Source organism: Pseudomonas sp. B16(2017), assembly GCF_002113205.1.
GTDB lineage: Bacteria > Pseudomonadota > Gammaproteobacteria > Pseudomonadales > Pseudomonadaceae > Aquipseudomonas > Aquipseudomonas pharyngis.
This window is the reverse complement of sequence record NZ_NEKA01000003.1, coordinates 490,786-514,273: the sequence shown is the minus strand read 5'-3', so window position 1 is coordinate 514,273 and position 23,488 is coordinate 490,786. Positions and strand designations below refer to the sequence as shown.

Here is a 23,488-nt window from a genome sequence, read left to right as displayed (position 1 = left end):
CCCCTCGAATCCCCCACCCCACTCGAAGAGGCCATGCGCGCCGAAGACCTCGCCCGTAACCGCGAAGCCATCAAACGCGCCCTCGATTATTACCTCTGCCCCAACCCTGCCAAACCTCGCCCGAGCACGATGTACATGGTCACTCCTAACGTCGACACCGAAAGCCTGCTGGCCAATGCCTGCGAGTCCCTGGCGTCGGCCAGTACCATCGCCAGCAATTTCGCCAATGAGCTTTCGGGCCCGCAGCGCAGTACGGCGCTGGGAATCCAGCAGATCATCATGCTGGCCGAGTTGGCGGTGAACAGGGCGCTGGATCGGGTTGATCCGCAAACGTGATCCGCTAGTCGAAGAGTTCCCAAAAGGGACCGGTCGTACCCTTTTGGGGACTCTTTAAACTCCGCACACGCAGGTATACTGCGCGCTTTCGCGGCTCGTCCACCGGGCCGGACTTTTTGCTTCGCGGAGCTTTCATGACTTCCCCAATCGACAACGCTGTGAGCGATGTCCCGGCAGAGCTGGCCGAGACCGGCGAATCCAAGCCGACCATTCCTGCGTTCAAGTTTCCGTTCAAGCCAGGTGAGCTGGCGGCGGCCAAAGCGGCCAAGCAGCCGCAGTTCAAGGGCAAGGACGGTGATCGTCACGCCAAGATTCCGGGTGTGGCGCCTTCGGGTACTCGCCGTTCGATGGGCAAGCGCTGATTCATTCCCGCCTCGGCCGTCGCTGTGATTTTCGGTCACAGTGATGGCTAATTGCTCAGTTCCTGAGCCAGATCAACGTTTAACCAGTGAGTGCGCTTAGAGTCAGCAGCCCTGCCGACTCTTTCCAATAAAACGAGCGCGCTTTTCATGAAGATCAATCTCCCGGTGACCGGGCGCAATGTCGATGTTGCGCCGGATGCGAACATTCTCTCGACCACCGATCTGACCAGCGCAATCACCTACGCCAACGACGACTTCATCAGGATCAGCGGTTACAGCCGCGACGAGCTGCTGGGTGCGCCACACAATTTGCTGCGTCATCCGGACATGCCCGCGCAGGCGTTTGCCCATATGTGGCAGACGCTCAAGGGTGGGCGGTCGTGGATGGGGCTGGTCAAGAATCGTTGCAAGAACGGTGATCACTACTGGGTCAGTGCCTATGTCACGCCGGTCACGCAGAACGGTGCGGCGGTGGAGTATCAGTCGGTGCGTACACGGCCGGATGCGCGGCAGATGGCGGCGGCGGAGCGGGCGTATGCGCAGTTGCGCGAGGGGCGGGTGGCGCGGTGGCAGTGGCTGCCGAGCCTGAGTTTGCGGGCGAAGATCATGGCGTTGACCAGTTCGGTGCTGGCGCTGGTGCTGGGGATGGAAGCCTGGCTGCGGCCGGAGTCCATGGGCATCGAAGCCGCTGCGCTGGTGGCCGGCAGTGGCGCCTGTGCGCTGGGCGTGGGTTGGTTATTGCGGCCGCTGGAGCATTTGACCGAGCGTGCCCGGCTGATTGCCGATAACCCGTTGAGCCAGGGCATTTATACCGGGCGGCGGGATCAGTTCGGGCAGATCGAGTTTGCCTTGCAGATGCTTGAAGCGCAGGTCGGCGCGGTGGTGGGGCGGATCGGTGATGCATCGCAGCGGCTGGCCGGGCATGCGGCGCAATTGGTCGATCATCTGCACAGCAGTCACACCAGCACGTTGGCGCAGCAGGCGGAAACCGATCAGGTGGCGGCGGCGATTCATCAGATGGCGGCCAGTGTGGCCGAGGTGGCCAGCCATGCGCAGCAGGCGTCGGTGGCGGCGGACATGGCGGGTACGGAAACCCGTGAAGGTCATCTGCTGGTGGGCGAGAGTCGCAGTGCAGTGTTGCGGCTGGCCGAGGAGTTGGGGCGGGCGACCGAGGTAATTCATCAGCTCGAAGGCCACAGCATCGAGATTTCCGGGGTGCTGGAGGTGATTCGCAGCATCGCCGAGCAGACCAATCTGCTGGCGCTCAACGCCGCGATCGAAGCTGCGCGGGCCGGGGATGCGGGACGTGGGTTTGCAGTGGTGGCCGATGAGGTGCGTGGTCTGGCTCAGCGTACTCAGCAGTCGACCAACGAGATTCAACGGATGATCAGCACCCTGCAAAACGGCGCGCGGGATGCGGTGCTGGTGATGCAGCAGAGCAGCGAGCATGTGGATAACAGCGTCGAACAGGCCCAGCGTGCGGCCCGGGCACTGGACGGAATCAGCGGGCGGGTCGAGCAGATCACCGAGATGAGTCTGCAGATTGCCGCAGCGGTCGAGGAGCAGAGCGCGGTGAGCGAGGACATCAACCGCAACATCGTCAGTATTCGCACGGCGTGCGAGTTGACGGTGGATGAAGGGCGCCAGAGCCAGCTCAACTCAGAGGATGTGGCGGGGCTGGCGGGGGATTTGCGTTCGCTGGCGCGGGAGTTCTGGGGGCGGCGGCGGGGCGCTTAGGCCGCTCGCAACGAAATGAACGCGTAGGTCTGCGGCGGCTCGGACACCACCTGTGCCCCGGCCGCCCGCACTTGCCCGGCAATGTCGTCGCCGGAGACATGGAACAGCCATTCACTGGAAACTTCGCTCAATGGCTGGGCCGTGACCTGATCGATCACCGAGGCAAACGCGCCCATGTCCGGCAGGTACGCGGTAAACCCGTCGCCCTTGAGCGCGGTGGTGCGGATGCCGAGCAAGCCGCAAATCGCGTCCTTGATCCGGATGTCGTCGCGATCGGCCTGACGCGAGCGCTGGATCAGCGTCACCAGTTCCTGATCCACCAGCTCACCGCCGACGATCAGTTGCGGCCCTTGCTCCCACGATTCTGGCGGGCAGTCCTTGGAGGCAGGGTTCAGCGGGATGTGCGGATTGATTTCGGCGGGATAAATGCGACACACCAGCGGCCGACGCTCGTAGATGCGGCACAGCTTGTCTTCGTCAAGATTCCGGCAGGGGCCGACGTTGTAGGCGGCGAAAGTGATCGCGACGTGGGCGTCGGACATTCCGCTGCGCACCACCGCCGAACGCCGCTGAGCGTGTTCACGCTGCTGTTCCGGCAGGCCCAGGCCGTTGGCAAGAAACGCCTCCACCAGCACGATCACCTGACCGCCGTCAGCCGCCCACATGCGGGCTTCGGCCAGGGTCAGGGGCACATGGTGATCGGTGCAGCATTTGCCGCAGCCTACGCAGGAAAAGGTCGTATTCATTGAGCGGGCAATCTTCAATCAGGGTGTGAATCGGCGACATAAAGCCGCCGTACAGGCCCGGAGTGAAGCAAGTTGTGCGCCATTCGCTCAGGGTTTGGCGGTCGGGCGGATCGAGTCCCATTCGGTGACGAACGCGGTTTTCGACTTTTTGTTGTACAGGCACAGCTCGGTGCCTTGCTGGCCCTTCATGTGTTTTTGCGGGTACTGGCCTTGCAACAACAGCGCGGTGTAGCCGACGCGGTCATCGAATTGCGCGGCGTTGCCGACCGGTTTGGCGTTTTTCAGGCCGCTGGCCTTGGTGCAGCTGGCGAGCACGGCTTTGTCGTAGGCCGCCCAGGCGTCGGGGCTGGAGGCGTGGGCCAACGGGGCGATGAGGCAAAGTACGGAGAGGGCGAGGCGTTTCATGGCTCGGGCATCCTTGGAAGTTGATCGCCAAGGTTGGAGTATGCCGCAGGATTTTAGTTTGTCAGTCCGGCACCAATTCCCGGCGAACCACATACATTCCAGACATTTCGTACAAGCGCTGCGCTCGCTGATTGCTCTCCAGCACCTTCAGGTCGACAAACCCTTCGCGTCGATCCCGAAACGCCTTGAACGCATGAAGCAGCAACGCCCGACCCAATCCCCGACCTTGCCCCCGAGGATGCACCACCAGATTCTTGATGTAGGAACTGGTCCAGCATTGCGCCACGCCAATGACGCCTTCGGCATCGCTGGCGATGAAACACAGTGCCGGATCGTATTCCGGATCGGTTTCGAACTGCTGTTGCCAGACGTCCAGCGCCGGCACCCGGCCACCGCCTTCGCGGTAGCCGATCTGCATCAGTTCATGCACGGCGGATGCGCGTTCGGCGCTGTAAGTCGTGAGTTCGATGCCGTTCGGCCATTCGATGGTCGGCACGTCCTGGCTCAGGTCGCGCCGCATCAGAAAACAGAACGTCTCGCTCAAGACTCAGTGACCCTGAGCAGCGACATGCTTGGCCGCTTCGATCAGGCAGTGGGTCAGCTCGGGCGAGGAGAACTTGGTCAGCACGCCGTTGGCTCCGGCGAGGCGGGCCTTTTCGCTGTTCATCGCGCTGTCGAGTGAGGTGTGCAGCAGCACGTAGAGGTGGGCGAAGTCCGGGGTTTCGCGCAGGGTGCGGGTGAAGGCGTAACCGTCCATCTCGGACATTTCAATGTCGGAGACGATCAGGTTGATCTGCTGCGCCGTGCCTTGCAGGTCCAGCAGGCAGTCGATGGCTTCCTTGGCGCTGCGCGCAGTGTGGCATTGCAGGCCGAGGTTGCGCAGGGTGTGCACCGATTGCTGCAGTGCCACCTGACTGTCGTCGACCACCAGGATCCGCGCGTTGCCCAGCACTTCGGCGTCTTCCATGCTCAGCTCGGTCGGGGCCATTTCGATCTGTGCCGGGGCGATGCCGTGGATGACTTTTTCAATGTCCAGCACCTGCACCAGCGTGCCGTCGACCGAAGTCACGCCGGTGATGTAGGCGCGCGAACCGCCGGAACCAAACGGCGGCGGTTTGATGTCGGTGGTCAGGCAATGCACGATCTTGCTCACCGCCTGCACATGCAGGCCCTGTTTCGAACGGCTGACGTCGGTGACGATCAGGCAGCCGCCGTTCGGATCTTCCAACGGCCGCTCGCCGATGGCCCGGCTCAGATCGATCACCGACAGCGAAGCACCGCGCAGGGTGGCGATGCCTTTGACGTGCGGGTGCGACTCCGGCAACTTGGTCAGCGGCGGGCAGGGGATGATTTCACTGACCTTCAGCAGGTTGATCGCCATCAGCTTGCCGCTGCGCAAGGTAAACAGCAGAAGCGAAAGTGAATCTGCGCGGGCTTTGTTGGAAGACATAAAAACCTTCTGTGGAGAAAGGTGGGTGGGCGAAGGTGGAAGTCGCCAGAAACTATTGATGCCGGGTTATCGGCGCCAAAAGGTTGGGCTTTAGGTTAGTTGTCGGGTGGCGTTCCGATGAAGGCGCTTTTGAACTTGAAGCACATTTCAGCTTTTCATCCCCAACCGCTTCGCCATCCGCCCCAGATTCGCCCGGTCCAGCCCCAGCTCCCGCGCCGCACTGGCCCAGTTGTCCCGATTGCGCTCAAGCGCTGCACTGATCAACTGCCGCTGATACTGCTCAGTGGCGGTGCGCAGGTCGCCGCTGATCAACGGCTGGAGGGTGGCTGCTTCGGACGGCGCCGGTGAGTTATCCACAACCTCGCGCGGCAGATCGAGATCCAGCGCACTGAGGCTGAGAATCTTCGGCCGCACCTTGCAGTTGCCCAGCGCTTTCAGTGCGCTGCGTCCGATCAGGTGTTCCAGTTCCCGCACGTTACCCGGCCAGGTGTAGGCCAGCAGCGCTTCCTGCGCGTCGCTGTTCAGACGCAGGCTGTTGAGGCCCATGCGCGAGCGGTTCTGTTCCAGGAAATAGCCGCTGAGCAGCAACACATCGCGCGCCCGGTCACGCAGCGCCGGCACCCGCAACGGGTAGACGCTGAGTCGATGGTAGAAGTCGGCGCGGTAGCGGCCGCTGCGCACTTCTTCGGCCAGGTCGCGGTTGGTCGCAGCGATCAGGCGCACATCGACCTGATGTTCCTTGTCCGAACCCAGGCGCTGCAACTGACCGCTCTGCAACACCCGCAACAGCTTGGCCTGGACGGTGAGCGACAACTCGCCGACTTCATCGAGAAACAGCGTGCCGCCATTGGCCAGTTCGAACTTGCCGCGCCGGTCGCTGGTGGCACCGGTGAAGGCGCCGCGCACATGGCCGAACAGTTCGCTTTCCACCAAGGTATCCGGCAGGGCGGCGCAGTTGAGGCTGATGATCGGTTTGTCGGCGCGCTTGGAGGCAGCGTGAATCGCCTGGGCCACCAGTTCCTTGCCGACTCCGGTTTCGCCAGTGATCAACACGGTCAGGTCGCTGCCGCCGACCAGGTTGATCTCTTCCACCAGCCGTTTATGCGCCTTGCTCTGGCCGATCATTTCGCGGTTCTGCTGGCCGCTGGCCTGGCGATAGACCTCGGCGCGCTGATGTTCGTCTTCGGCGCGGATCGCCAGACGTTCGATGCGTTCGGCGGCATTCACAGTGGCCGAGGCGAGGCTGGCGAAGGCTTGCAGGGCGTCGAGTTCGATCGGTTCGAAACGCTCCGGATCGAGGGCGTCGAGGGTGATCAGGCCCCAGAGTTTTTCATCGACGAACAACGGACAGCCGAGGCAATCGTGAACTTCAAGATGATCGTCGAGGCCGTCGACCAGCCCGTCGTAAGGGTCGGGCAAATCGCTGTCGGCGGCGAAGCGGGTCGGCCCTTCACCGGCCAGCAGCACTTCAAAGCGCGGGTGTTCGCTGACCTTGAAGCGCCGGCCGAGGGTATCGGTGCTCAAACCGTCCACCGCCAGCGGCACCAGCCATTCACCGTCGAGGCGCAACAATGCGGCGGCATCGCAGGGCAGCAGGGCGCGCATGGCTTCGAGCAGGCGCCGGTAGCGCTCGCCTTCGGGCAATTCGCGGGACAGGTCGGAAACCAGTGGAAGCAGGGCGGTGAGCAATGATTTGGCGGACATAGGCTTGTAGTCAAAGAGACACGTTGTAGTCGAAGCGACTATAGAGGTGCTTGTGTCGATCTGACTACAAAATTTTCAAGCTATTGATTTGTATAGAAAAAATAGTTGGCACGAATACTGGAATGGATAAGGCACTTTTAGAGAAAGCTCAGGAGTCACCCTTATGCTTAGCGTCCAGGATCGTGCCATCATCAAGTCCACCGTGCCTCTGCTGGAAAGCGGCGGTGAAGCGCTGATCACCCACTTCTACCGGATGATGCTCTCCGAGTACCCGGAAGTCCGCCCGCTGTTCAACCAGGCCCACCAGGCCAGCGGTGACCAGCCTCGCGCTCTGGCCAACGGTGTGTTGATGTACGCCCGCCACATCGATCAACTCGACCAGTTGGGCGATCTGGTGGCCAAGATCATCAACAAGCACGTGGCCCTGCAAATCCTGCCGGAGCACTACCCGATCGTCGGCACCTGCCTGCTGCGCGCCATCTCCGAAGTGCTCGGCGAAGAAATCGCCACCCCGCAAGTGATGAGTGCCTGGGGCGCAGCCTACGGTCAATTGGCCGATATCCTGATCGGCGCCGAAACCGCGATCTATGACCAGAAAGAACAAGCCGTCGGCGGCTGGCGCGGGGCGCGGGAGTTCATTGTCGCGGCCAAGGTCGAGGAGAGCGCGGAAATCACCTCGTTCTACTTCGAACCGGCGGACAAGGGCCCGATCCTCGCCGCCGAGCCGGGTCAGTACATCGGCATGAAGCTGATCCTCGACGGCGAAGAAATCCGCCGCAACTACTCGCTGTCTGCCCTGGCCAACAAAGGTCAGTACCGCATCAGCGTCAAACGCGAACCGGGCGGCCGTGCCTCCAATTACCTGCACGATCAACTGCACGTCGGCGCCAGCATTCAGCTGTTCCCGCCATCGGGTGAGTTCACTCTGACTGCCAGCGACAAACCGCTGGTGCTGATCAGCGGCGGCGTCGGCATCACTCCGACGCTGGCGATGCTGGAAGCGGCGCTGGAAACCGAGCGTCCGGTGTACTTCATTCACAGTGCGCGCAACGGCAGCGTGCATGCGTTTCGGGACTGGGTCGACGGGCTGGCCGCGCGCCATCCGCAGCTCAAGCGCTTCTATTGCTACGCCGAAGATGACGGCGTGAGCCCGGCGGCGGACAAGGTCGGGTTGTTGAATGAAGAGCAACTGGGCGAGTGGCTGCCGGTGGAGCGTGATGTGGACGCTTACTTCCTCGGGCCGAAAGGTTTCATGGGGGCGATCAAGCGTCACCTGAAGGCGCTGGGCGTGCCTGAGAAGCAGAGCCGGTATGAGTTCTTCGGGCCGGCTGCTGCTCTGGAATAATCCGGAACCGAGTCGCCTTCATTCGCGAGCAAGCCCGCTCCCACATTGGAATGCATTTCAATGTGGGAGCGGGCTTGCCCGCGATTGGCCGTTACGCGGACTTGATTCTTAAATTCTGTTTAAAGGTTAATCGTTTCTTAACCGGTTTATCGTTTATTCCCCGATGCTGATGATAGGCGCTCGTTCGTTTACATGATCAGGATCGTCCCCATGTCGCACTTCGCCTCTTCCCGTCGTTTCAGCCTGGCCACTTTGGGCCTGTCGGTTGCCTTGCTGTCCAGTCCGTTCGCCTTCGCCGAATCCGCCTTGATCGAACCCCAGACCCTGATCGTCGATCAGAGCCTGCCCAAGGCCCAGCGAGATGCAATGGAACTGGCGGCGCGGCGTTATGGCAGTTTCTGGAACACGGGCGAAGAGGCGTTGGCCACCGCCGCCCTGTCGCCGCAGTTCGTCGACAAGACCCCGCCGGAAGGCCGGGTGCAGGGGCCGACCGGGCCACTGCTGGCGTCGAGGTTCTTTCGCACGGCGGTGCCGGACTTGAGCTGCGAGATTGAGCAAATGATCGTCGCCGGGGATCGCGTGGTGGTGCACCTGCACTTTCGCGGGCATTTCACCGGCACCTTCAAGGCTCTCAAAGGGCAGGGCCAGCGTGTAGACTTCCGGGCAACCGATATTTATCAGATCGACAACGGTCGCATCGCGGCCAATTGGCATATCGAAGACAACATCAGCCTGATGGCGCAACTGCAAGCGCAGCCGCCGGCCAGCTGAACCATGGACTTGAAAGGGAAACGCGATGAGCGAGGAAACGATTCGATTGGGACGTGAGCGGCGCTATCTGGTGTTGCTGGGCATCATCTGCCTGGCGCTGATCGGCGGCGCGCTGTACATGCAGATCGTGCTGGGCGAGGCGCCGTGCCCGCTGTGCATCCTGCAGCGTTATGCGTTGCTGCTGATCGCGTTGTTCGCGTTCATCGGCGCGGCCATGCGCACCCGGCGCAGCATCACCGTGTTTGAGGTGCTGGTGGTGATTTGTGCCATCGCCGGGGCCGGTGTCGCCGGGCATCACGTGTACACCCAGTTCTATCCGGCGGTGAGCTGCGGCATCGATGTGTTGCAGCCGATCGTCGATGACCTGCCGCTGGCGAAGATCTTCCCGCTGGGCTTCCAGGTCGACGGTTTCTGCTCGACGCCGTACCCGCCGATCCTCGGTCTGTCGCTGGCGCAATGGGCGCTGGTGGCCTTCGTGCTGGTGGTGATTCTGGTGCCGCTGCTGACCTCGCGTAACCGAAAAGCGTTGCGCTGAATCAACTTTTCGGCGCGTGCGCCGATAAAACAAACGCCTCGATTTGCGGTGACGGAAATTGAGGCGTTTTGCATTTCAGGGTCTTGGTGAAAACACCGTGACGAACGGCAAGTAAGGGTGCGACAGGTGTGCGACATGTTGTCACACGCGCCCAGTCGCAGCGCGGTTCACAGGCCCGGATTGGAGTGCTGTTACAAAAAAGGATTGGTCTGTTTCAGAGTTTTTTGGTTTTTGCACGGGAGTGCCGGATCAGGCAGTTTTAACAGACTCTGACAGATGGCCAAAAGCCTTGGCATATCGGGCTTTGCGCGGATCGCGCCGTGGGAAAAAGCTCTCGGAGCTGTCTGAACTGAGGCCGATAGGCCTACATTTTTTGATGTTTTTGTTGAGAATCGATTTCGATAACATGGGGCACTTTTGCAAAAACGATGATGGATTGTTGCTCTGAGCGATAAAAATTATTTCGGGATAAGACATGGTGTATAGGGCGCTACCTATCTACAATCGCCCGCACTGAATTCCCGGCACTGTTCAGCCTTTATTAAGGAGGCGAGCAGGAAGTCGGGTGTCGGGCAGCCGAGAGGCTTGCGAGACACCCAGGTGTCGGTGCCTTTCCAACTTTCCGCACCAAATGGAATTGGTCTGTAACAAGGCCTTTGACCACGAATTCGAATAAGAACTGACCGCTGTCCCAGGTTTTGTCGAGCGTCTGACGCGCGACGGGCGGCCCTTATTCAATCCAAAGAAAATGCCAACCCTTGGCAGGGTGAAGTGTTGGCGATCAAAACCCAACTGCATTGCGCAAGCTGCTTTAGAGGTCGTGAGATGAGTAAAAACAGGTACCCCAGATTACTAGGCCTAGTGCCGCTGCTCGGCACGTTGTTGCTGGGAGGCTGCAACATGACCTTGCTCAATCCAACGGGCCAGGTCGGCCTGGAACAGCGCAACCTGATCATCACCGCCACGCTGCTGATGCTGTTGGTCGTTGTGCCGGTCATCGTCATGACCTTCCTGTTCGCCTGGAAGTACCGCGCCTCCAACAAGAACGCCGTCTACACCCCGAAATGGTCGCACTCGACCAAGATCGAAGTGGCAGTCTGGACCATCCCGGTCCTGATCATCATTGCCCTGGGTTACATCACCTACAAGTCGACCCACTCGCTGGATCCGTATCGTCCGATCGAATCCGACGTCAAGCCGGTGACCATCGAAGTGGTCGCGCTGGACTGGAAGTGGCTGTTCATCTACCCGGAACAAGGCATCGCCACGGTCAACAAGATCGTGTTCCCGGCGCACACCCCGGTTAACTTCCGGATCACTTCGGACGCGGTGATGAACTCGTTCTTCATCCCGGGCCTGGGCGGCCAGATCTACGCGATGGCGGGCATGACCACCAAGCTGCACCTGATCGCTGACCGCAACGCTGAAATGGACGGTATCTCCGCCAACTACAGCGGCGCTGGTTTCACCGGTATGAAATTCAAAGCGATCGCAACTTCTCAGGAAGATTTCGACGCCTGGGTAAGTGAAGTCAAAAAGGCACCTAAACAGCTTGAAGCCGCTGAATACGCAGCCCTTGCCAAGCCAAGCCAGAACAATCCAGTCGAGCTCTACTCCTCGGTCACGCCGAACCTGTTCCAGACCATCGTCGACAAGTACGAAGGCATGAAACCAGGTAAGCCGCTGAAGCACGAGAAGAAAGAGAAAGAAGTGGCGGCAACGGATATGGACTCGAATTCGCATTCAGCTGCCGGGGCAGAGGAGTAAACGATGTTTGGTAAATTAAGTTGGGAAGCGATCCCTTTCCACGAGCCGATCGTGATGGTCACCATCTCGATGATCGCGCTCGGTGGTCTGGCGTTGTTCGCTGCAATCACCTACTTCAAGAAGTGGACTTACCTGTGGACCGAGTGGCTGACGTCGGTCGACCACAAGAAAATCGGCGTGATGTACATCATCGTCGCCATGGTCATGCTGCTGCGCGGTTTTGCCGACGCCATCATGATGCGGACCCAACTGGCCATGGCCACCGAGGGTTCGCCTGGCTACCTGCCACCTGAACACTATGACCAGATCTTCACCGCTCACGGTGTGATCATGATCATCTTCATGGCGATGCCATTCTTCACCGGCCTGATGAACCTTGCAGTGCCGCTGCAGATCGGCGCGCGTGACGTTGCGTTCCCGTTCCTGAACTCCCTGAGCTTCTGGCTGCTGGTGTCCGGCGTCGTGCTGATCAACCTGTCCCTGGGCGTCGGCGAATTCGCCAAGACCGGCTGGGTTGCCTATCCACCGCTGTCGGGTCTGCAATACAGCCCTGGCGTGGGGATGGACTACTACATCTGGGCGCTACAGCTATCCGGTCTGGGTACAACGTTAACCGGGGTTAACTTCCTCGCGACCGTGCTGAAAATGCGTACCCCTGGCATGAAACTGATGGACATGCCGATCTTCACCTGGACCTGCACCTGGGCAAACGTCCTGATCGTGGCTTCGTTCCCGATCCTGACCGCTACCCTGGCACTGCTGACCCTTGACCGTTACATGGATTTCCACATTTTCACCAATGAACTTGGTGGCAATCCAATGATGTACGTCAACCTGTTCTGGGCATGGGGCCACCCTGAGGTTTACATCCTGATCCTGCCGGCATTCGGCATTTTCTCGGAAGTCATCTCGGCCTTCACCGGCAAGAAACTGTTCGGCCACCACTCGATGATCTACGCCTCGGGCGCGATCTCGGTACTGGGCTTCATGGTTTGGCTGCACCACTTCTTCACCATGGGTTCGGGTGCCAGCGTCAACGCCTTCTTCGGTCTGGCGACGATGCTGATTTCCATCCCGACGGGTGTGAAGCTGTTCAACTGGCTGTTCACCATCTACCAGGGCCGTCTGCGCTTCACCAGCCAGGTTCTGTGGACCCTGGGCTTCATGGTGACCTTCGCCATCGGCGGCATGACCGGCGTACTGCTGGCCATCCCGGGTGCTGACTTCGTTCTGCACAACAGCCTGTTCGTGATCGCGCACTTCCACAACGTGATCATCGGCGGCGCGGTATTCGGCTACATCGCAGGCTTCGGCTTCTACTTCCCGAAAGCGTTCGGCTTCAAGCTGCACGAAGGCTGGGGTAAAGCAGCGTTCTGGTTCTGGATCTCGGGCTTCTTCGTCGCGTTCATGCCGCTCTACGCTCTGGGCTTCATGGGCATGACCCGTCGTCTGAACGCCACCACCAACCCTGAGTGGGTACCGTACCTGTACGTTGCCATGTTCGGTGCGGTGATGATTGCTGTGGGTATCGCCTGCCAGCTGATCCAGCTGTACGTGTCGGTGCGTGACCGCAAGAAACCGGAAAACATGTGCGAACACGGTGACCCGTGGAATGCCCATACCCTGGAATGGTCGACCTCGTCGCCACCTCCGTTCTACAACTTCGCTGTACTGCCAAAGGCAGACTGCATCGATCCGTTCACCGAGGCCAAGGAAAACGGTACCGCGTACAAGGCTCCGGCCAAGTACGAACCGATCCACATGCCGAACAACACCGCCACTGGCGTGGTGATGGGCGCGCTGCTGACCGTGTTCGGTTTCGCGATGATCTGGCACATCTGGTGGTTGGCGATCGCCAGCCTGGCCGGCACTGTCATCTACTTCGTGATCCACGCAGCACGTGACGATCAGGGCTACATGGTGCCGGTCGACGTGATCGAGCGCATCGAAGCCGAGCAGCACAAGCGTCTGGTAGCGGCCGGGAAGATCCCTGCTTCCGCAACCCGTGTTGAAACCAAGTTGGAACAGGCTTAAACAATGTCGAACTTAGTGACCAATGCTGGACACGCCCATGGTCATGACCATGGGCACGATGACCATCACCACGACTCGGGCGAGATGACCGTATACGGTTTCTGGCTCTACCTGATGACCGACTGCATTCTGTTTGCGTCGATCTTCGCGGTGTACGCGGTACTGGTAAACAACGTCGCCGGTGGCCCGTCGGGCCACGACATCTTCGAACTGCCATACGTGCTGGGCGAAACCGCTCTGCTGTTGTTCAGTTCGATCACCTACGGCTTCGCCATGCTGGCGTTGTACAAGGGTAAAAAGCAGCAGGTTCTGGGCTGGTTGTTCATGACCTTCCTGCTCGGCGCAGGCTTCATCGCCATGGAGATCAACGAGTTCCACCTGCTGATCTCCGAGGGCTTCGGTCCTAGCCGTTCGGGCTTCCTGTCGGCGTTCTTCACGCTGGTCGGTACCCACGGTCTGCACGTGTCCGCCGGTCTGATCTGGATGGGCATCATGATGTACCAGGTCAACAAGCACGGCCTGACGGCGACCAACAAGACCCGTCTTAGCTGCCTGAGCCTGTTCTGGCACTTCCTGGACGTGGTGTGGATCTGCGTATTCACCGTTGTTTACCTGATGGGGACCCTGTAATGGCTAATGCACACTCCCATGACAGCCATGATGCTGGCCACGGCAGCGTAAAGTCGTACGCCATCGGCTTCATCCTGTCGGTAATCCTGACCGTCATCCCGTTCGGCCTGGTGATGTTCCCGACCCTGCCGAAGTCGACGACGCTGGCAATCGTCCTGCTGTTCGCCGTGATCCAGGTGATCGTTCACCTGTATTACTTCCTGCACCTGGACCGTTCCATCGCTCAACGTAACAACGTGATTGCGTTCGTCTTTACGGCCATCGTGATCGTGCTGCTGGTCGGTCTGTCGCTGTGGATCATGTTCAGCATCCACACCTACATGATGGCGAAGTGAGGTAAACCCGATGTCGCTCAAGCACTTTATCCAAATCACCAAACCGGGGATCATTTTCGGTAACGTGCTTTCTGTGGCAGGCGGGTTCTTCCTGGCCTCGAAAGGGCATGTCGATCTGGCCGTGTTTCTGGCAGCCATGATCGGCACTTCCCTGGTCGTGGCCTCCGGTTGCGTGTTCAACAACTGCATCGACCGCGACATCGACCTGAAGATGGAGCGCACCAAGAACCGGGTGCTGGTCCAGGGCTTGATCTCCCTGAAACTGGCCCTGGTCTATGCGACCGTCCTGGGTGTCGCCGGCGTTGCGTTGCTGTACAAGGTGGCCAACCCGTTGGCTGCCCTGTTCGCCGTGATCGGCTTCATCATCTACGTCGGCTTCTACAGCCTGTACCTCAAGCGCAAGTCGGTTCACGGCACGCTGGTGGGCAGTCTGTCGGGCGCCATGCCGCCGGTGATCGGTTACGTGGCCGTGACCAACAGCTTCGACATGGCCGCGCTGACCCTGCTGGTGATGTTCAGCCTGTGGCAGATGCCGCATTCCTACGCCATCGCGATCTTCCGCTTCAACGATTACCTGGCCGCATCGATTCCGGTGCTGCCAGTGAAGCGCGGAATCCAGGTGGCCAAGAAGCACATCCTGTTCTACATCCTGGCCTTCCTCGTAGCGACGTTGATGCTGACCTTCAGCGGTTACGCCGGCATGAGCTACCTCGCCGTCGCCGCGGCCATGGGCATGTACTGGCTGTACATGGCCTGGACCGGCTACAAGGCGGTGGATGACACGGTCTGGGCACGCAAGCTGTTCGTGTTCTCGATCTTCACCATCACCGCGCTGAGCGTCATGATGTCCTTGGACTTCAAGGTGCCGACCGAGCTGCTGCTGACGTACGCGCCGTAAGGTTCGAACGTTGTACGAGAAACCCCGTTCATCGAGAGATGAGCGGGGTTTTTTGTTGCTCGGATGATGGAGAAACGACGTCCTTTGTCGTGAACAGCCTCGCTACCAAAGGGGTGCGGTAATCAGCCATTCCCTCGAAACGACTAGCTAGAAATCGACAGGTTGCGATCAACAGGCAAAAGCCCTAGATTCGGATCCAACTTCATGCATCGATCAAGAGGCTGGGCGAAATGACTGAGAGGATGACCTGCGACGAGCGATTCATTGCCCTGGCAAAAGAGCTGAACTACGACATCAATGGCGAGAACACGGTGGGTGGCAATTACGCGCCGTTGATCCGTCATCGCGATGAGATCTACATCAGCGGCATGGTGCCGCGCACCGAGGGCAGGATTCAGTATCCAGGGCGAGTGGGGCAGGAGTTGACGCTCAAGGATGCGCAGGCGGCGGCAAGCATCAGCGCGATGCGCTGCCTGGCCTTTATCGTCGATGCAGTCGGTTCGCTGGACAAGGTCAGGTCGTTGTTGCGGGTCACGGTGTACGTGAAGTCCACGCCGGATTTCGTTGACCTCAGCGAAGTCGCCAATGGCGCGTCGGATGTGTTCAGTTATGTGTTGGGCGATGTCGGGCGACACACCCGCACCACCGTCGGCGTCTATCAGTTGCCGAAAAACGCAGCCATCGAAGTCGATATGATCGCCGCAGTGCATCCTTCGGCGTAATCGCTGAAAGCCGCACAACAAAAAGCCCCGCCTGAATTTCAGTGCGGGGCTTTTTTGTCAGCGCCCGGTATTACTGGGCGGCGATGCTGTAGCCATCAAACGCGGTCTGCTGTTGCAGGGCGGTGATGATGTTCTTGCGATTGATGGCGTGTTCGGCGCCGGTGTTGTCGACGAACGTTTCGCCTTCGATTTCCGCCTCATCGCCTTCACCGACGAAGGTGAAGCCGAGGAATTCCAGCGCCTCGCGATCCACGCTCAGGCGCGAACGCGGTGTGCGCATTGGCAGGGTCACGCTGATGCCGTCCTTGCTGATGCTGAACACTTCGACGTCTTTCTTGGCGCGTGCGGCCTTGCTCTTGCCGCCGCTGGGGTTGCTGATCGCCTGATGGGTCTGGTTCAGCACCTTGAGGGCCAGGCCATAGACGATTTCCTGGAACGCCGGATCGTCCTTGAAGCTGGACAGGATGCGGCTGATCGGGAATTTGCTGCTCAGATCTTCGAGGGCGGCGATGTCGGCAGCCTCGGCGTCCTTCAGGCGCTTGAGTTCGCCCATCAGCTCGTAAGCCTGGTCGTCATCGAAGCGGTCGTGGGCCTGACGGATCGCGGCGCGCAGTTCGCGGATCTGATCGCTTTCGCGGCTCGACTGGAACGCGTCCAGCACCATCTCGCTGATGATCTTCGCCTGTGGGATATGTTGTGAAAGATTGATGGAGTTTTCGTATTCCGCTTTGGACGACAGAGTGACTACGGATTCAGCGGTGTTGAAATCGGACATTGAAATTTCACTACTTTTTTAACTTGAGATGAGACGAGAAAGCGCTGGGGGCTTTTTCAGGCCGACTAATTTAGGGGAGCGCGGCAGCGTTGTCACGGAGCAAGGGGCCGGCGGTGCCGATTATTTATCCGGATGATTTGTGTTGAGCAACCTGGCACCGCGAGCGCTGTGCCTTATTCATTGGCGGCGACATTCCTCGGCAACCGCCCGGACGCCAGAGCACGCAGTGTCCAGTAGAGCTTCAACGAACGGGTGCCGATCAGGCCGCCCAGGAACCCCGAAATAATCGACTTGAGCAACAGCAGGTCCGGGGACGCGGAACGCTCCGGATGCACGTCATGCTGATAATTGAAGTAGTAGTTCGCAGAAAAGAACATCAGGTACATGATCAGGATTTTTGCCGTGCCCGGCATGATCAGGCCTGTCGCGGAGTCGTCGAGCACCACGCCCCGGCGGGAGAACACCAGCCAGGCCGACAGGCTGCCCAGCAACAGCGCCGCGAACCAGGTGCTGAAAAACAGGCCCGGGTTGATCGTCAGGTTCAGTGAGTACAGCGACCATGCCAAAAACGCCGGGGGCGTTATCAACATCGAGGCACGGCTCTCGCGTCGGGGAGAAAACGACTTGATGCCGAAATAAACCACCAGCAGAAAAATCAGGTAAACCCGTATCGGAGTGTTTTGCAGAATCGTGAGCATTGCGCAGCATCCATGCTGGAAAAAGAGGAGGGTGGAGCATAGTCGGGGTCACAGTAACCGTCGGCTATTTCAGTCGCAAACGCTCCATCGCGATCACCGAGGTTTCAAACCCCAGGCTGGCAAAAAACGCTTCCGCACCTTCGCGGCCGGCACGCAGAACCCAGGTAATGTCGGTGTTGTCGCCCATCACATGTTCGACCAGCGCCCGCCCGATTCCCGCGCGCCGGTGTTGCCCGTCGACCACGACCATCGACAGGTAACCGTTGGACAAACCATCGGTGATGCCACGGGCGAAACCGACAACCTGCTGGCCGCTCAATGCAACGGCAGTGCGTTGGGAGTTCTGAACAAGCTTTGCGAAATGCTCGGCGGTGCCGGTGCGATGACCCCAGCCGTGCCGCCCCAGAAACTGCCTTGCGGCCTCGACTTCCGTCGGCAGGAGGTCGCGTATTGAAATGTCCTTGTTCATTCGTTGATCCCGTCCCTGGTGTGTTTCCAACAGTAGTCGCGTTGCTTACGGTCTGCCCCACATCTGCATGGCGAACTCGACGAAGCGACGCAGTTTCGGCAGCCGATAGCGATCCGGCGCGTAAAGCAGGTGCATCGGGCGATTCGGCGGCTGGTAGTCCGGCATCACGACGACCAGTCTGCCGTCGCGCAGGTCCTGTTCCACCAGTGCGTCCGGCAGCATCACGATGCCCATGCCGGTGCGCGCGGCCTGATGCAGGCCGGCGGAACTGTTGATCAGCATCGGGCCTTTGACGTCGACCATGATTTCGCCGTCCGGGCCGCTGAGGCGCCACTGCTTTTCCACCGATTGCCAGTCATCGCCGGCAGGGTAGGCGAAGGACAGACAATCGTGCTGGCGCAGTTCCTCAGGCGTGAGCGGCATGCCGCGTCGGGCAACGTATTCCGGGGAGGCGCAGACGGTCAGGGTGTAGTCGATCAGCGGGCGGGCGATCAGGTTGGACTGGTCGAAGTGGCCCAGTCGGAAGGCCACGTCGAGACCGCTTTCCAACAGATCCGGGCGACGGTTGGTCAGGATCACGTCGAGTTTGACCTGCGGACATTGCAGGGAAAACTCGCTGAGCGCCGGGGCCAGGCGTTCGACGCCAAAGGTCAGCGGCGCGGTCACCCGCAGGATGCCGCGCGGTTCATCCAGCGTCTGTTCGGCGAGCCGTTCGGAGTCGGCGACCAGACCTAATACCTCCAGGCAGCGCTGGTAGTAAACGCTGCCGAACTCGGTCAGTCGCTGGCGGCGGGTGGTGCGTTGCAGCAATTGCACACCAAGCCGTTGCTCCAGTGCCCGCAGGTGATTGCCCACCATGGTCGTGGACATTTCGCACTGCAGCGCGGCCGCCGTCATGCTGCCGGACTCCACAACCTTGACGTATACGCTCATCGACTGGAACAGATCCATTATCAAGCCTGGCTTCTAAATGATTGAAGTTTTGCCGAGTTTATCCAGTTCAGGTGGATAACCATACTGCCAGCACCTCTCACCTCGCTGGAGTTTGCCGACATGACCGCCGCCCTGATGAACACCTATCAACCGCTGGACCTGAGCTTCATCAAGGGCCTGGGCACCCGACTCTGGGATCAGGCGGGCCGCGAGTATCTGGACGCGGTGGCGGGCGTGGCGGTGACCAATGTCGGTCACTCGCACCCGCGCATCGTGTCGGCGATCAGCGAGCAGGCGGGATTGCTGCTGCACACCTCCAACCTCTACAGCATCGACTGGCAACAGTCGCTGGCGCAGAAGCTGACGCGGCTGGCGGGGATGGAGCGGGCGTTCTTCAACAATTCCGGTGCCGAGGCCAATGAAACCGCACTGAAACTGGCGCGCCTTTACGGCTGGCGCAAAGGCATCGAGCAGCCGCTGGTGGTGGTGATGGCCAACGCGTTTCATGGGCGTACCCTCGGCACCTTGTCCGCCAGCGATGGCCCGGCGGTGCGCCTGGGCTTCAATGAGTTGCCCGGGGATTTCGTCAAGGTTCCGTTCGGCGATCTTGAGGCGCTGGAGCAGGTACAGCGCAAGCATGGCCAGCGGATCGTGGCGATTCTGGTCGAGCCGATTCAGGGTGAAAGCGGCGTGCAACTGGCACCGCCCGGCTACCTCAAGGCCCTGCGCGAGCTGTGCAACCGTCACGCCTGGCTGCTGATGCTCGACGAAATCCAGACCGGTATCGGCCGTACCGGTCGCTGGTTTGCGTTCCAGCATGAAGGCATCGTTCCCGACGTCATGACCCTCGCCAAGGGCCTGGGCAACGGCGTGCCGATCGGCGCTTGCCTGGCACGGGGCAGGGCGGCCGATCTGTTCACCCCCGGCAGCCACGGCAGCACCTTCGGCGGCAATCCACTGGCGTGTCGGGTGGGCTGCACCGTGCTCGAGATTATCGAGGAACAAGGCCTGCTGGAAAATGCCAGGGTCCAGGGCGAGCGCCTGCTGACCCGCTTGCGCGCAGAGCTGGCGGACAATCCGAATGTGCTGGCGATTCGTGGGCAAGGGCTGATGATCGGCATCGAACTCAAACAGCCGATCCGCGACCTGACATTGATTGCCGCGCGGGATCATGGACTACTGATCAACGTTACTCGCGGCAAGACGATTCGGTTGCTGCCGCCGCTGACGATTGATGAGCGGGAGGTGGGGATGATTGTCAGAGGGGTGGGCCGTTCCCTGAGCCATGTCTGATCACTTGGTCAGTAGTGAAATCTGCAAGTTATGACGCAGATTTCGCCGTCTACGATCGCATAGACCAAGCGATGCTCGGCAGTTATCCGCCGTGACCAGAAGCCGCTCATGTTGTGCTTGAGCGGCTCCGGTTTACCCAAGCCTTCAAAGGGTTGGCGCTGGATCGCTTTGATCAAAAGATTGATTCGTTTGAGACCGGCCTTATCGTTTTGTTGAAACCATAAGTAGTCTTCCCAGCCCGTTGGCGTGAACTGGATTTTCATTCTTCAATCAGTTGCCTGACTTTGGCTTTTCCAGCGCGCATTTCGCCAATCGATTTGATCAAGCGCTCGGCATTGGCCGGAGAACGCAGCAGATAAGCCGTTTCTTCCAGCGCGTTGTATTCGGCCAGAGACATCATCACTACAGGCTCGCCTTTTTGGCGGGTTACCAGAAGCGGGGCGCAGTCTTCATTCACACGATCCATGGTTTCGGCCAAGTGCGCACGAGCTGTGGTGTAGTTGATAGTGTCCATGTTGTAGTCCTCGCTTGATGCAAAGAACGTACAGAAATGAGTACAGGATGACAAGGCGATACCTATCAGTGGTTGCGCCACAGACGGGCTGCCTGCGGTGTGCTGAGTATCACCGAAGTCCCATCAAGACGTTTCTGGGTCTTCTGTAAGCTGATTCCGACGAGCCTGCCATCCCTCTCACTGTCTACGTGAGATTTTTCTAATCAGGGTAGTCCGACAAATCCGGCGCCAGCATCCGGGTCTTCGGTGCGCCGTTCGCGTTGTGCTGGATGATGTCGCTCGGCTGCCCCTGTTGATTGAAAAACACCTGGCCTATCCCCGCCGAATTCCACAGCCGCTCACCCGCTTCGGCGTGTTCCGGCACGTACGGCACGATGCGCATGCGGCGGCGTTTGGTCAGCCAGTTGAGTGGCGAGCGTGGTGAGTAAAGCCAGCGGTTGAGGCGATCGAACCATTCCAGCAGGGTAGGCGGGAATTCGTTCTTGATGCCGCTGCTGGTGATCTGCCAGATGCGCGGGCCGGCCTTGCGGTGTCGGATCAGGACTTCGTAGACGAAGGAATAATGCACGTCGCCTGACAGCACCACGTAGCTGCCCGGTGTACGCGAGTGTCGGAAAATGTTCAGGATCACTTGGGCTGCGCCGCGATGGGCCATCCAGTTTTCTGCGTCCACCAGCAGTGGATAACCGCACCAGCTGAATACTCGCTGCACGGTTTCGATCAGCTTCACGCCGAAGATCGGTGCTGGCGAAACGATGATCGCCGAAGGGTGGTCGAGCAGTTCCTGCTGCAGTTCGCTCAAGGCTTCCCAGTCCAGCAAACCCGACGGTTGCTTGAGCGCCATTTCGCTGCGCCAGCGTCGGGTGCGGCTATCGAGCACCACCAGCGCCGGGCTGGTCGGTAATACGAAATGCCACTGCTGAAAACGCAGCAATTCCTCAATCAATTCGTCCTGCACGGGAGCGTCGAGATAGCGGTCGTCACCGCTGGCGCTCAAGCCTCGGGTTTTCTCCAGTACAGCGCTGAATGCATCCGGATTGTTGCCCCAGCCCTGACACAACATGTAGGCGATCAGCGCGTTGCCGATGATGCGTTTGGAGAACGGGTGGCGGTAGGCCGTTTCCTCCCATTGTGCGGACAGGTTCCAGTCGTCGGTGATGTCGTGGTCATCGAAGATCATCAGGCTCGGCAAATGCGCCAATGCTCGGGCCACCTGGCCGAGGCCGGCCTTGAACCCGTCGATGCGGGTCTGTTCGAGGGCATAGCGCTTGAGGCGTTCCGGCGTCAGCGCTGGCGGCTGCGGATTGACCAGCGTCCAAGGCGTTGGCGACCACACCAGCAAATACATGGCCATGACTTCGGCGAACGTCACAAGGTGATTGTCGGCGCTGCTGCTGGTGAAAATCGGTTTGCGCGCACCGCCGAAGAAACGCTCGCGCAATGTCTCGTTGCTTTCCAGTGCCGGCAGCAAATCCGCGCGGTGGTAGTAGCTGGCCGGGTGTTCGTAGAGTTTCGCGCTGTCGCTGACCACCGCGCCTTCGAGGTGTTCACCGAACAGACCGAGGCGCTCGATCAAGGCATGAATCGCCCGCAACATCGGACCCGCCACATCGTCGGCGTAGACCTGATCACCGCTCATCATCAGCAGGGCGGGGCGTTGCTGCGGATCGGTTTCGGCGGCCAGCAACCGGTCAACACAGAGCAGGCCGTCGGCGGCCGGGTGATGGGGCTTGCGGCAGGAGCCGTGGAGCAACTGGTCGATGCGCGAGCGCAGGACGAAGTTCGGGCAGGTGGCGTCGTCGTAGAGCAGGTGTGGCGCCCAGTCGGCGATGGGTTGCTGGTCATCGATCAACAGGTCGTAGTCGATGCGGGTGTCGCAGGGCAGGGCGGTTTCCAGCGGAACGTCGATCAGGTGAACAAACGCCCGGGTGCCTACCGGAATGACCGTGCATTTCCCGGCATCCAGTGGAATGTCTCCTACGCCTTGCAGGTGCAAGGTCAACGACAGCTCGCGGCTGCCGACCAGCCAAAGCACTAAGCGCGTTGGCTCCAGCCGTCGCAGCAACGGCCCGGCCAGAACAGCGGGCAGTAGGCTCAGGTCATCAGGTGTCGGAGGCATCAGGGGAAAAGCTCAAGGCGCACAGGCCGGCGATGATAGCGCAGCCGGCGCCTCGAACCCTTAAACCAGGCTTAAGAGCCTGTTTTTTCCAGCTTCAGCGCCAACAGGCGCCATTCGGCAGGTGTCGCATCGACTCTTTGCTGTTCCTGTACGGAGCAGTCGAAGCGGTACGTCACGTCGTCGCCATTCATGTTCCGCGCGGTGACGGTGTTGCTGAAGGAGTAAACCTGATCCTTGAAGCGCTGCGGTGTCAGGCTTTTGCTGTCGGCAAAACGGGCAGATGCGGGGAAGCGCAAGGTGCCGGTCACGAACGGGCTGCACATCACGTACGCGAGCATCGATTTGTCGCCCTGGGCGTCGGCGCGCAATTTTTTGCTCAGCGCCGTCAGGGCCTTGCGCCCCTGATCGTCACTCTGGTCGATCACGGTTTGCACCGACATCGTCTTCGGCGCCCGACTGGCGTAGTTCGGCAGCAACGCGGAATCCGCTGGAGAGGGCTTGTTGTCCGGCTCGATAGCGGCAAACACCGGCGCGTCTTTCAGCGCAGCAGGGCTTGCAACCGCCTCGGCTTCCGGCAGCAACGAGGTCGGCTCGGCGTGCTGCTGTGCCACGACGTTTGCAGTCTGCGCGGCTTCGTAATGATGCGCCGACGGGAGCAGTGAAAAGCTGATCGCCAACACCACCATCGCCACAATGAAACCGCCTGCCGCACCGACCAGGTGGCCGTAGAACAAGTGCCAGCTGCCGCGGTTTTTCACTACCCAGCGCCACATGAAACCCCAGGCCGCGACAAATGCCAGAAAACGCAGAAACTCCATTCGATCCTTTCCTTTTAACCTTTCGCAAAACCCGGAACACGACGGGGGCGTCAAGATACCAAACCTGGTGCATCGCGCCATCAACGCGTCGA

26 protein-coding genes and 1 pseudogene are annotated in these 23,488 nt (G+C 60.1%); 14 read left to right on the top strand and 13 right to left on the bottom strand.

All coding sequences use genetic code 11. The annotated features are described in order from the left end of the window. The 4 genes and pseudogenes from CAG25_RS07635 to CAG25_RS07625 form a co-directional block, all read left to right on the top strand. Positions 1 to 336: DUF6124 family protein (locus tag CAG25_RS07635; RefSeq protein ID WP_085643985.1), on the top strand; the 336-nt coding region annotated here is incomplete at its 5' end. A gap of 134 nt (positions 337 to 470) precedes the next feature. Beyond that, positions 471 to 698 (top strand): hypothetical protein, encoded by a 228-nt coding sequence (locus CAG25_RS07630; protein WP_085610951.1) that lies wholly within the window; start codon positions 471 to 473, stop codon positions 696 to 698. Positions 699 to 845: 147 nt separating this feature from the next. After that, positions 846 to 1,127: pseudogene (locus tag CAG25_RS29085) on the top strand (PAS domain-containing protein); the annotation flags it as partial. Between the two features lie 243 nt (positions 1,128 to 1,370). Next, positions 1,371 to 2,435: a methyl-accepting chemotaxis protein gene (locus CAG25_RS07625; protein ID WP_371857711.1), complete on the top strand. Its 1,065-nt coding sequence runs from the start codon at positions 1,371 to 1,373 to the stop codon at positions 2,433 to 2,435. On the opposite strand, the gene CAG25_RS07620 is transcribed toward CAG25_RS07625, so the two are convergent. The 5 genes from CAG25_RS07620 to norR form a co-directional block, all read right to left on the bottom strand. Next, positions 2,432 to 3,181, bottom strand: a complete 750-nt coding sequence (locus tag CAG25_RS07620; protein WP_085610949.1) for a YkgJ family cysteine cluster protein — start codon at positions 3,179 to 3,181, stop codon at positions 2,432 to 2,434. The genes CAG25_RS07625 and CAG25_RS07620 overlap by 4 nt on opposite strands. Before the next feature lie 87 nt (positions 3,182 to 3,268). Next, positions 3,269 to 3,586, bottom strand: coding sequence for a hypothetical protein (locus CAG25_RS07615; protein WP_039765638.1), 318 nt, complete (start codon positions 3,584 to 3,586; stop codon positions 3,269 to 3,271). Positions 3,587 to 3,647: 61 nt separating this feature from the next. Next, positions 3,648 to 4,106 carry an N-acetyltransferase gene (locus tag CAG25_RS07610; RefSeq protein WP_085610948.1) on the bottom strand — a complete coding sequence of 153 codons (459 nt, stop codon included), beginning with the start codon at positions 4,104 to 4,106 and terminating at the stop codon, positions 3,648 to 3,650. A 27-nt stretch (positions 4,107 to 4,133) separates the two neighbouring features. Then, positions 4,134 to 5,036 (bottom strand): chemotaxis protein CheV, encoded by a 903-nt coding sequence (locus CAG25_RS07605; protein WP_011335848.1) that lies wholly within the window; start codon positions 5,034 to 5,036, stop codon positions 4,134 to 4,136. Positions 5,037 to 5,183: 147 nt separating this feature from the next. After that, entirely contained in the window at positions 5,184 to 6,740 is a 1,557-nt protein-coding gene (gene norR / locus CAG25_RS07600; RefSeq protein WP_085610947.1) for a nitric oxide reductase transcriptional regulator NorR, read from the bottom strand. A gap of 163 nt (positions 6,741 to 6,903) precedes the next feature. On the opposite strand from norR, the gene hmpA reads away from it, so the two are divergent. The 9 genes from hmpA to CAG25_RS07550 all read left to right on the top strand — a co-directional run bounded on the left by hmpA (position 6,904) and on the right by CAG25_RS07550 (position 15,777). Next, complete coding sequence (gene hmpA / locus CAG25_RS07595) at positions 6,904 to 8,085, top strand: NO-inducible flavohemoprotein (protein WP_085610946.1); 1,182 nt, start codon at positions 6,904 to 6,906, stop codon at positions 8,083 to 8,085. Between the two features lie 210 nt (positions 8,086 to 8,295). Continuing rightward, on the top strand, positions 8,296 to 8,856 hold the full coding sequence (locus CAG25_RS07590; protein ID WP_085610945.1) for an ester cyclase: 561 nt from the start codon (positions 8,296 to 8,298) through the stop codon (positions 8,854 to 8,856). Between the two features lie 25 nt (positions 8,857 to 8,881). Continuing rightward, on the top strand, positions 8,882 to 9,391 hold the full coding sequence (locus CAG25_RS07585; RefSeq protein WP_007956723.1) for a disulfide bond formation protein B: 510 nt from the start codon (positions 8,882 to 8,884) through the stop codon (positions 9,389 to 9,391). A gap of 825 nt (positions 9,392 to 10,216) precedes the next feature. Next, on the top strand, positions 10,217 to 11,158 hold the full coding sequence (gene cyoA, locus CAG25_RS07575) for a ubiquinol oxidase subunit II (protein ID WP_011335843.1): 942 nt from the start codon (positions 10,217 to 10,219) through the stop codon (positions 11,156 to 11,158). A 3-nt stretch (positions 11,159 to 11,161) separates the two neighbouring features. Beyond that, on the top strand, positions 11,162 to 13,192 hold the full coding sequence (gene cyoB, locus CAG25_RS07570) for a cytochrome o ubiquinol oxidase subunit I (protein WP_064383941.1): 2,031 nt from the start codon (positions 11,162 to 11,164) through the stop codon (positions 13,190 to 13,192). Positions 13,193 to 13,195: 3 nt separating this feature from the next. Continuing rightward, positions 13,196 to 13,822, top strand: a complete 627-nt coding sequence (locus CAG25_RS07565; protein ID WP_007956720.1) for a cytochrome o ubiquinol oxidase subunit III — start codon at positions 13,196 to 13,198, stop codon at positions 13,820 to 13,822. After that, positions 13,822 to 14,157 (top strand): cytochrome o ubiquinol oxidase subunit IV, encoded by a 336-nt coding sequence (gene cyoD / locus CAG25_RS07560; protein WP_007956718.1) that lies wholly within the window; start codon positions 13,822 to 13,824, stop codon positions 14,155 to 14,157. Before CAG25_RS07565 ends, cyoD begins: the two co-directional genes overlap by 1 nt. Positions 14,158 to 14,167: 10 nt before the next feature. Further along, on the top strand, positions 14,168 to 15,055 hold the full coding sequence (cyoE, locus tag CAG25_RS07555) for a heme o synthase (RefSeq protein ID WP_039765651.1): 888 nt from the start codon (positions 14,168 to 14,170) through the stop codon (positions 15,053 to 15,055). 230 nt (positions 15,056 to 15,285) lie between these two features. Further along, positions 15,286 to 15,777, top strand: coding sequence for a RidA family protein (locus CAG25_RS07550; protein ID WP_064599271.1), 492 nt, complete (start codon positions 15,286 to 15,288; stop codon positions 15,775 to 15,777). A gap of 70 nt (positions 15,778 to 15,847) precedes the next feature. Here the strand turns inward: CAG25_RS07550 and CAG25_RS07545 are convergent, their stop codons facing one another. The 4 genes from CAG25_RS07545 to CAG25_RS07530 form a co-directional block, all read right to left on the bottom strand. Continuing rightward, positions 15,848 to 16,552 (bottom strand): hypothetical protein, encoded by a 705-nt coding sequence (locus CAG25_RS07545; RefSeq protein ID WP_085610944.1) that lies wholly within the window; start codon positions 16,550 to 16,552, stop codon positions 15,848 to 15,850. Between the two features lie 173 nt (positions 16,553 to 16,725). After that, positions 16,726 to 17,250, bottom strand: coding sequence for a hypothetical protein (locus CAG25_RS07540; RefSeq protein ID WP_085610943.1), 525 nt, complete (start codon positions 17,248 to 17,250; stop codon positions 16,726 to 16,728). A gap of 64 nt (positions 17,251 to 17,314) precedes the next feature. Further along, positions 17,315 to 17,719, bottom strand: a complete 405-nt coding sequence (locus tag CAG25_RS07535) for a GNAT family N-acetyltransferase (protein WP_085610942.1) — start codon at positions 17,717 to 17,719, stop codon at positions 17,315 to 17,317. 45 nt (positions 17,720 to 17,764) lie between these two features. Beyond that, a complete protein-coding gene (locus tag CAG25_RS07530; protein ID WP_007956710.1) occupies positions 17,765 to 18,670 on the bottom strand; it encodes a LysR family transcriptional regulator in 906 nt (301 codons plus the stop codon). A gap of 102 nt (positions 18,671 to 18,772) precedes the next feature. Between CAG25_RS07530 and CAG25_RS07525 the strand changes: the two genes are divergently transcribed. Beyond that, the gene (locus CAG25_RS07525) at positions 18,773 to 19,945 is read left to right on the top strand and encodes an aspartate aminotransferase family protein (RefSeq protein ID WP_085610941.1); all 1,173 of its coding nucleotides are present in this window, start codon (positions 18,773 to 18,775) and stop codon (positions 19,943 to 19,945) included. An 8-nt stretch (positions 19,946 to 19,953) separates the two neighbouring features. Here CAG25_RS07525 and CAG25_RS07520 read toward each other — a convergent pair whose 3' ends face one another. The 4 genes from CAG25_RS07520 to CAG25_RS07505 form a co-directional block, all read right to left on the bottom strand. Further along, positions 19,954 to 20,208, bottom strand: coding sequence for a Txe/YoeB family addiction module toxin (locus CAG25_RS07520; RefSeq protein ID WP_011335833.1), 255 nt, complete (start codon positions 20,206 to 20,208; stop codon positions 19,954 to 19,956). Continuing rightward, entirely contained in the window at positions 20,205 to 20,459 is a 255-nt protein-coding gene (locus CAG25_RS07515; RefSeq protein ID WP_039765667.1) for a type II toxin-antitoxin system Phd/YefM family antitoxin, read from the bottom strand. Before CAG25_RS07515 ends, CAG25_RS07520 begins: the two co-directional genes overlap by 4 nt. Positions 20,460 to 20,658: 199 nt before the next feature. After that, positions 20,659 to 22,578, bottom strand: coding sequence for an alkaline phosphatase D family protein (locus CAG25_RS07510; protein WP_085610940.1), 1,920 nt, complete (start codon positions 22,576 to 22,578; stop codon positions 20,659 to 20,661). A 71-nt stretch (positions 22,579 to 22,649) separates the two neighbouring features. Continuing rightward, complete coding sequence (locus CAG25_RS07505) at positions 22,650 to 23,396, bottom strand: hypothetical protein (RefSeq protein WP_085610939.1); 747 nt, start codon at positions 23,394 to 23,396, stop codon at positions 22,650 to 22,652. Between the last annotated feature and the right edge of the window lie 92 nt (positions 23,397 to 23,488).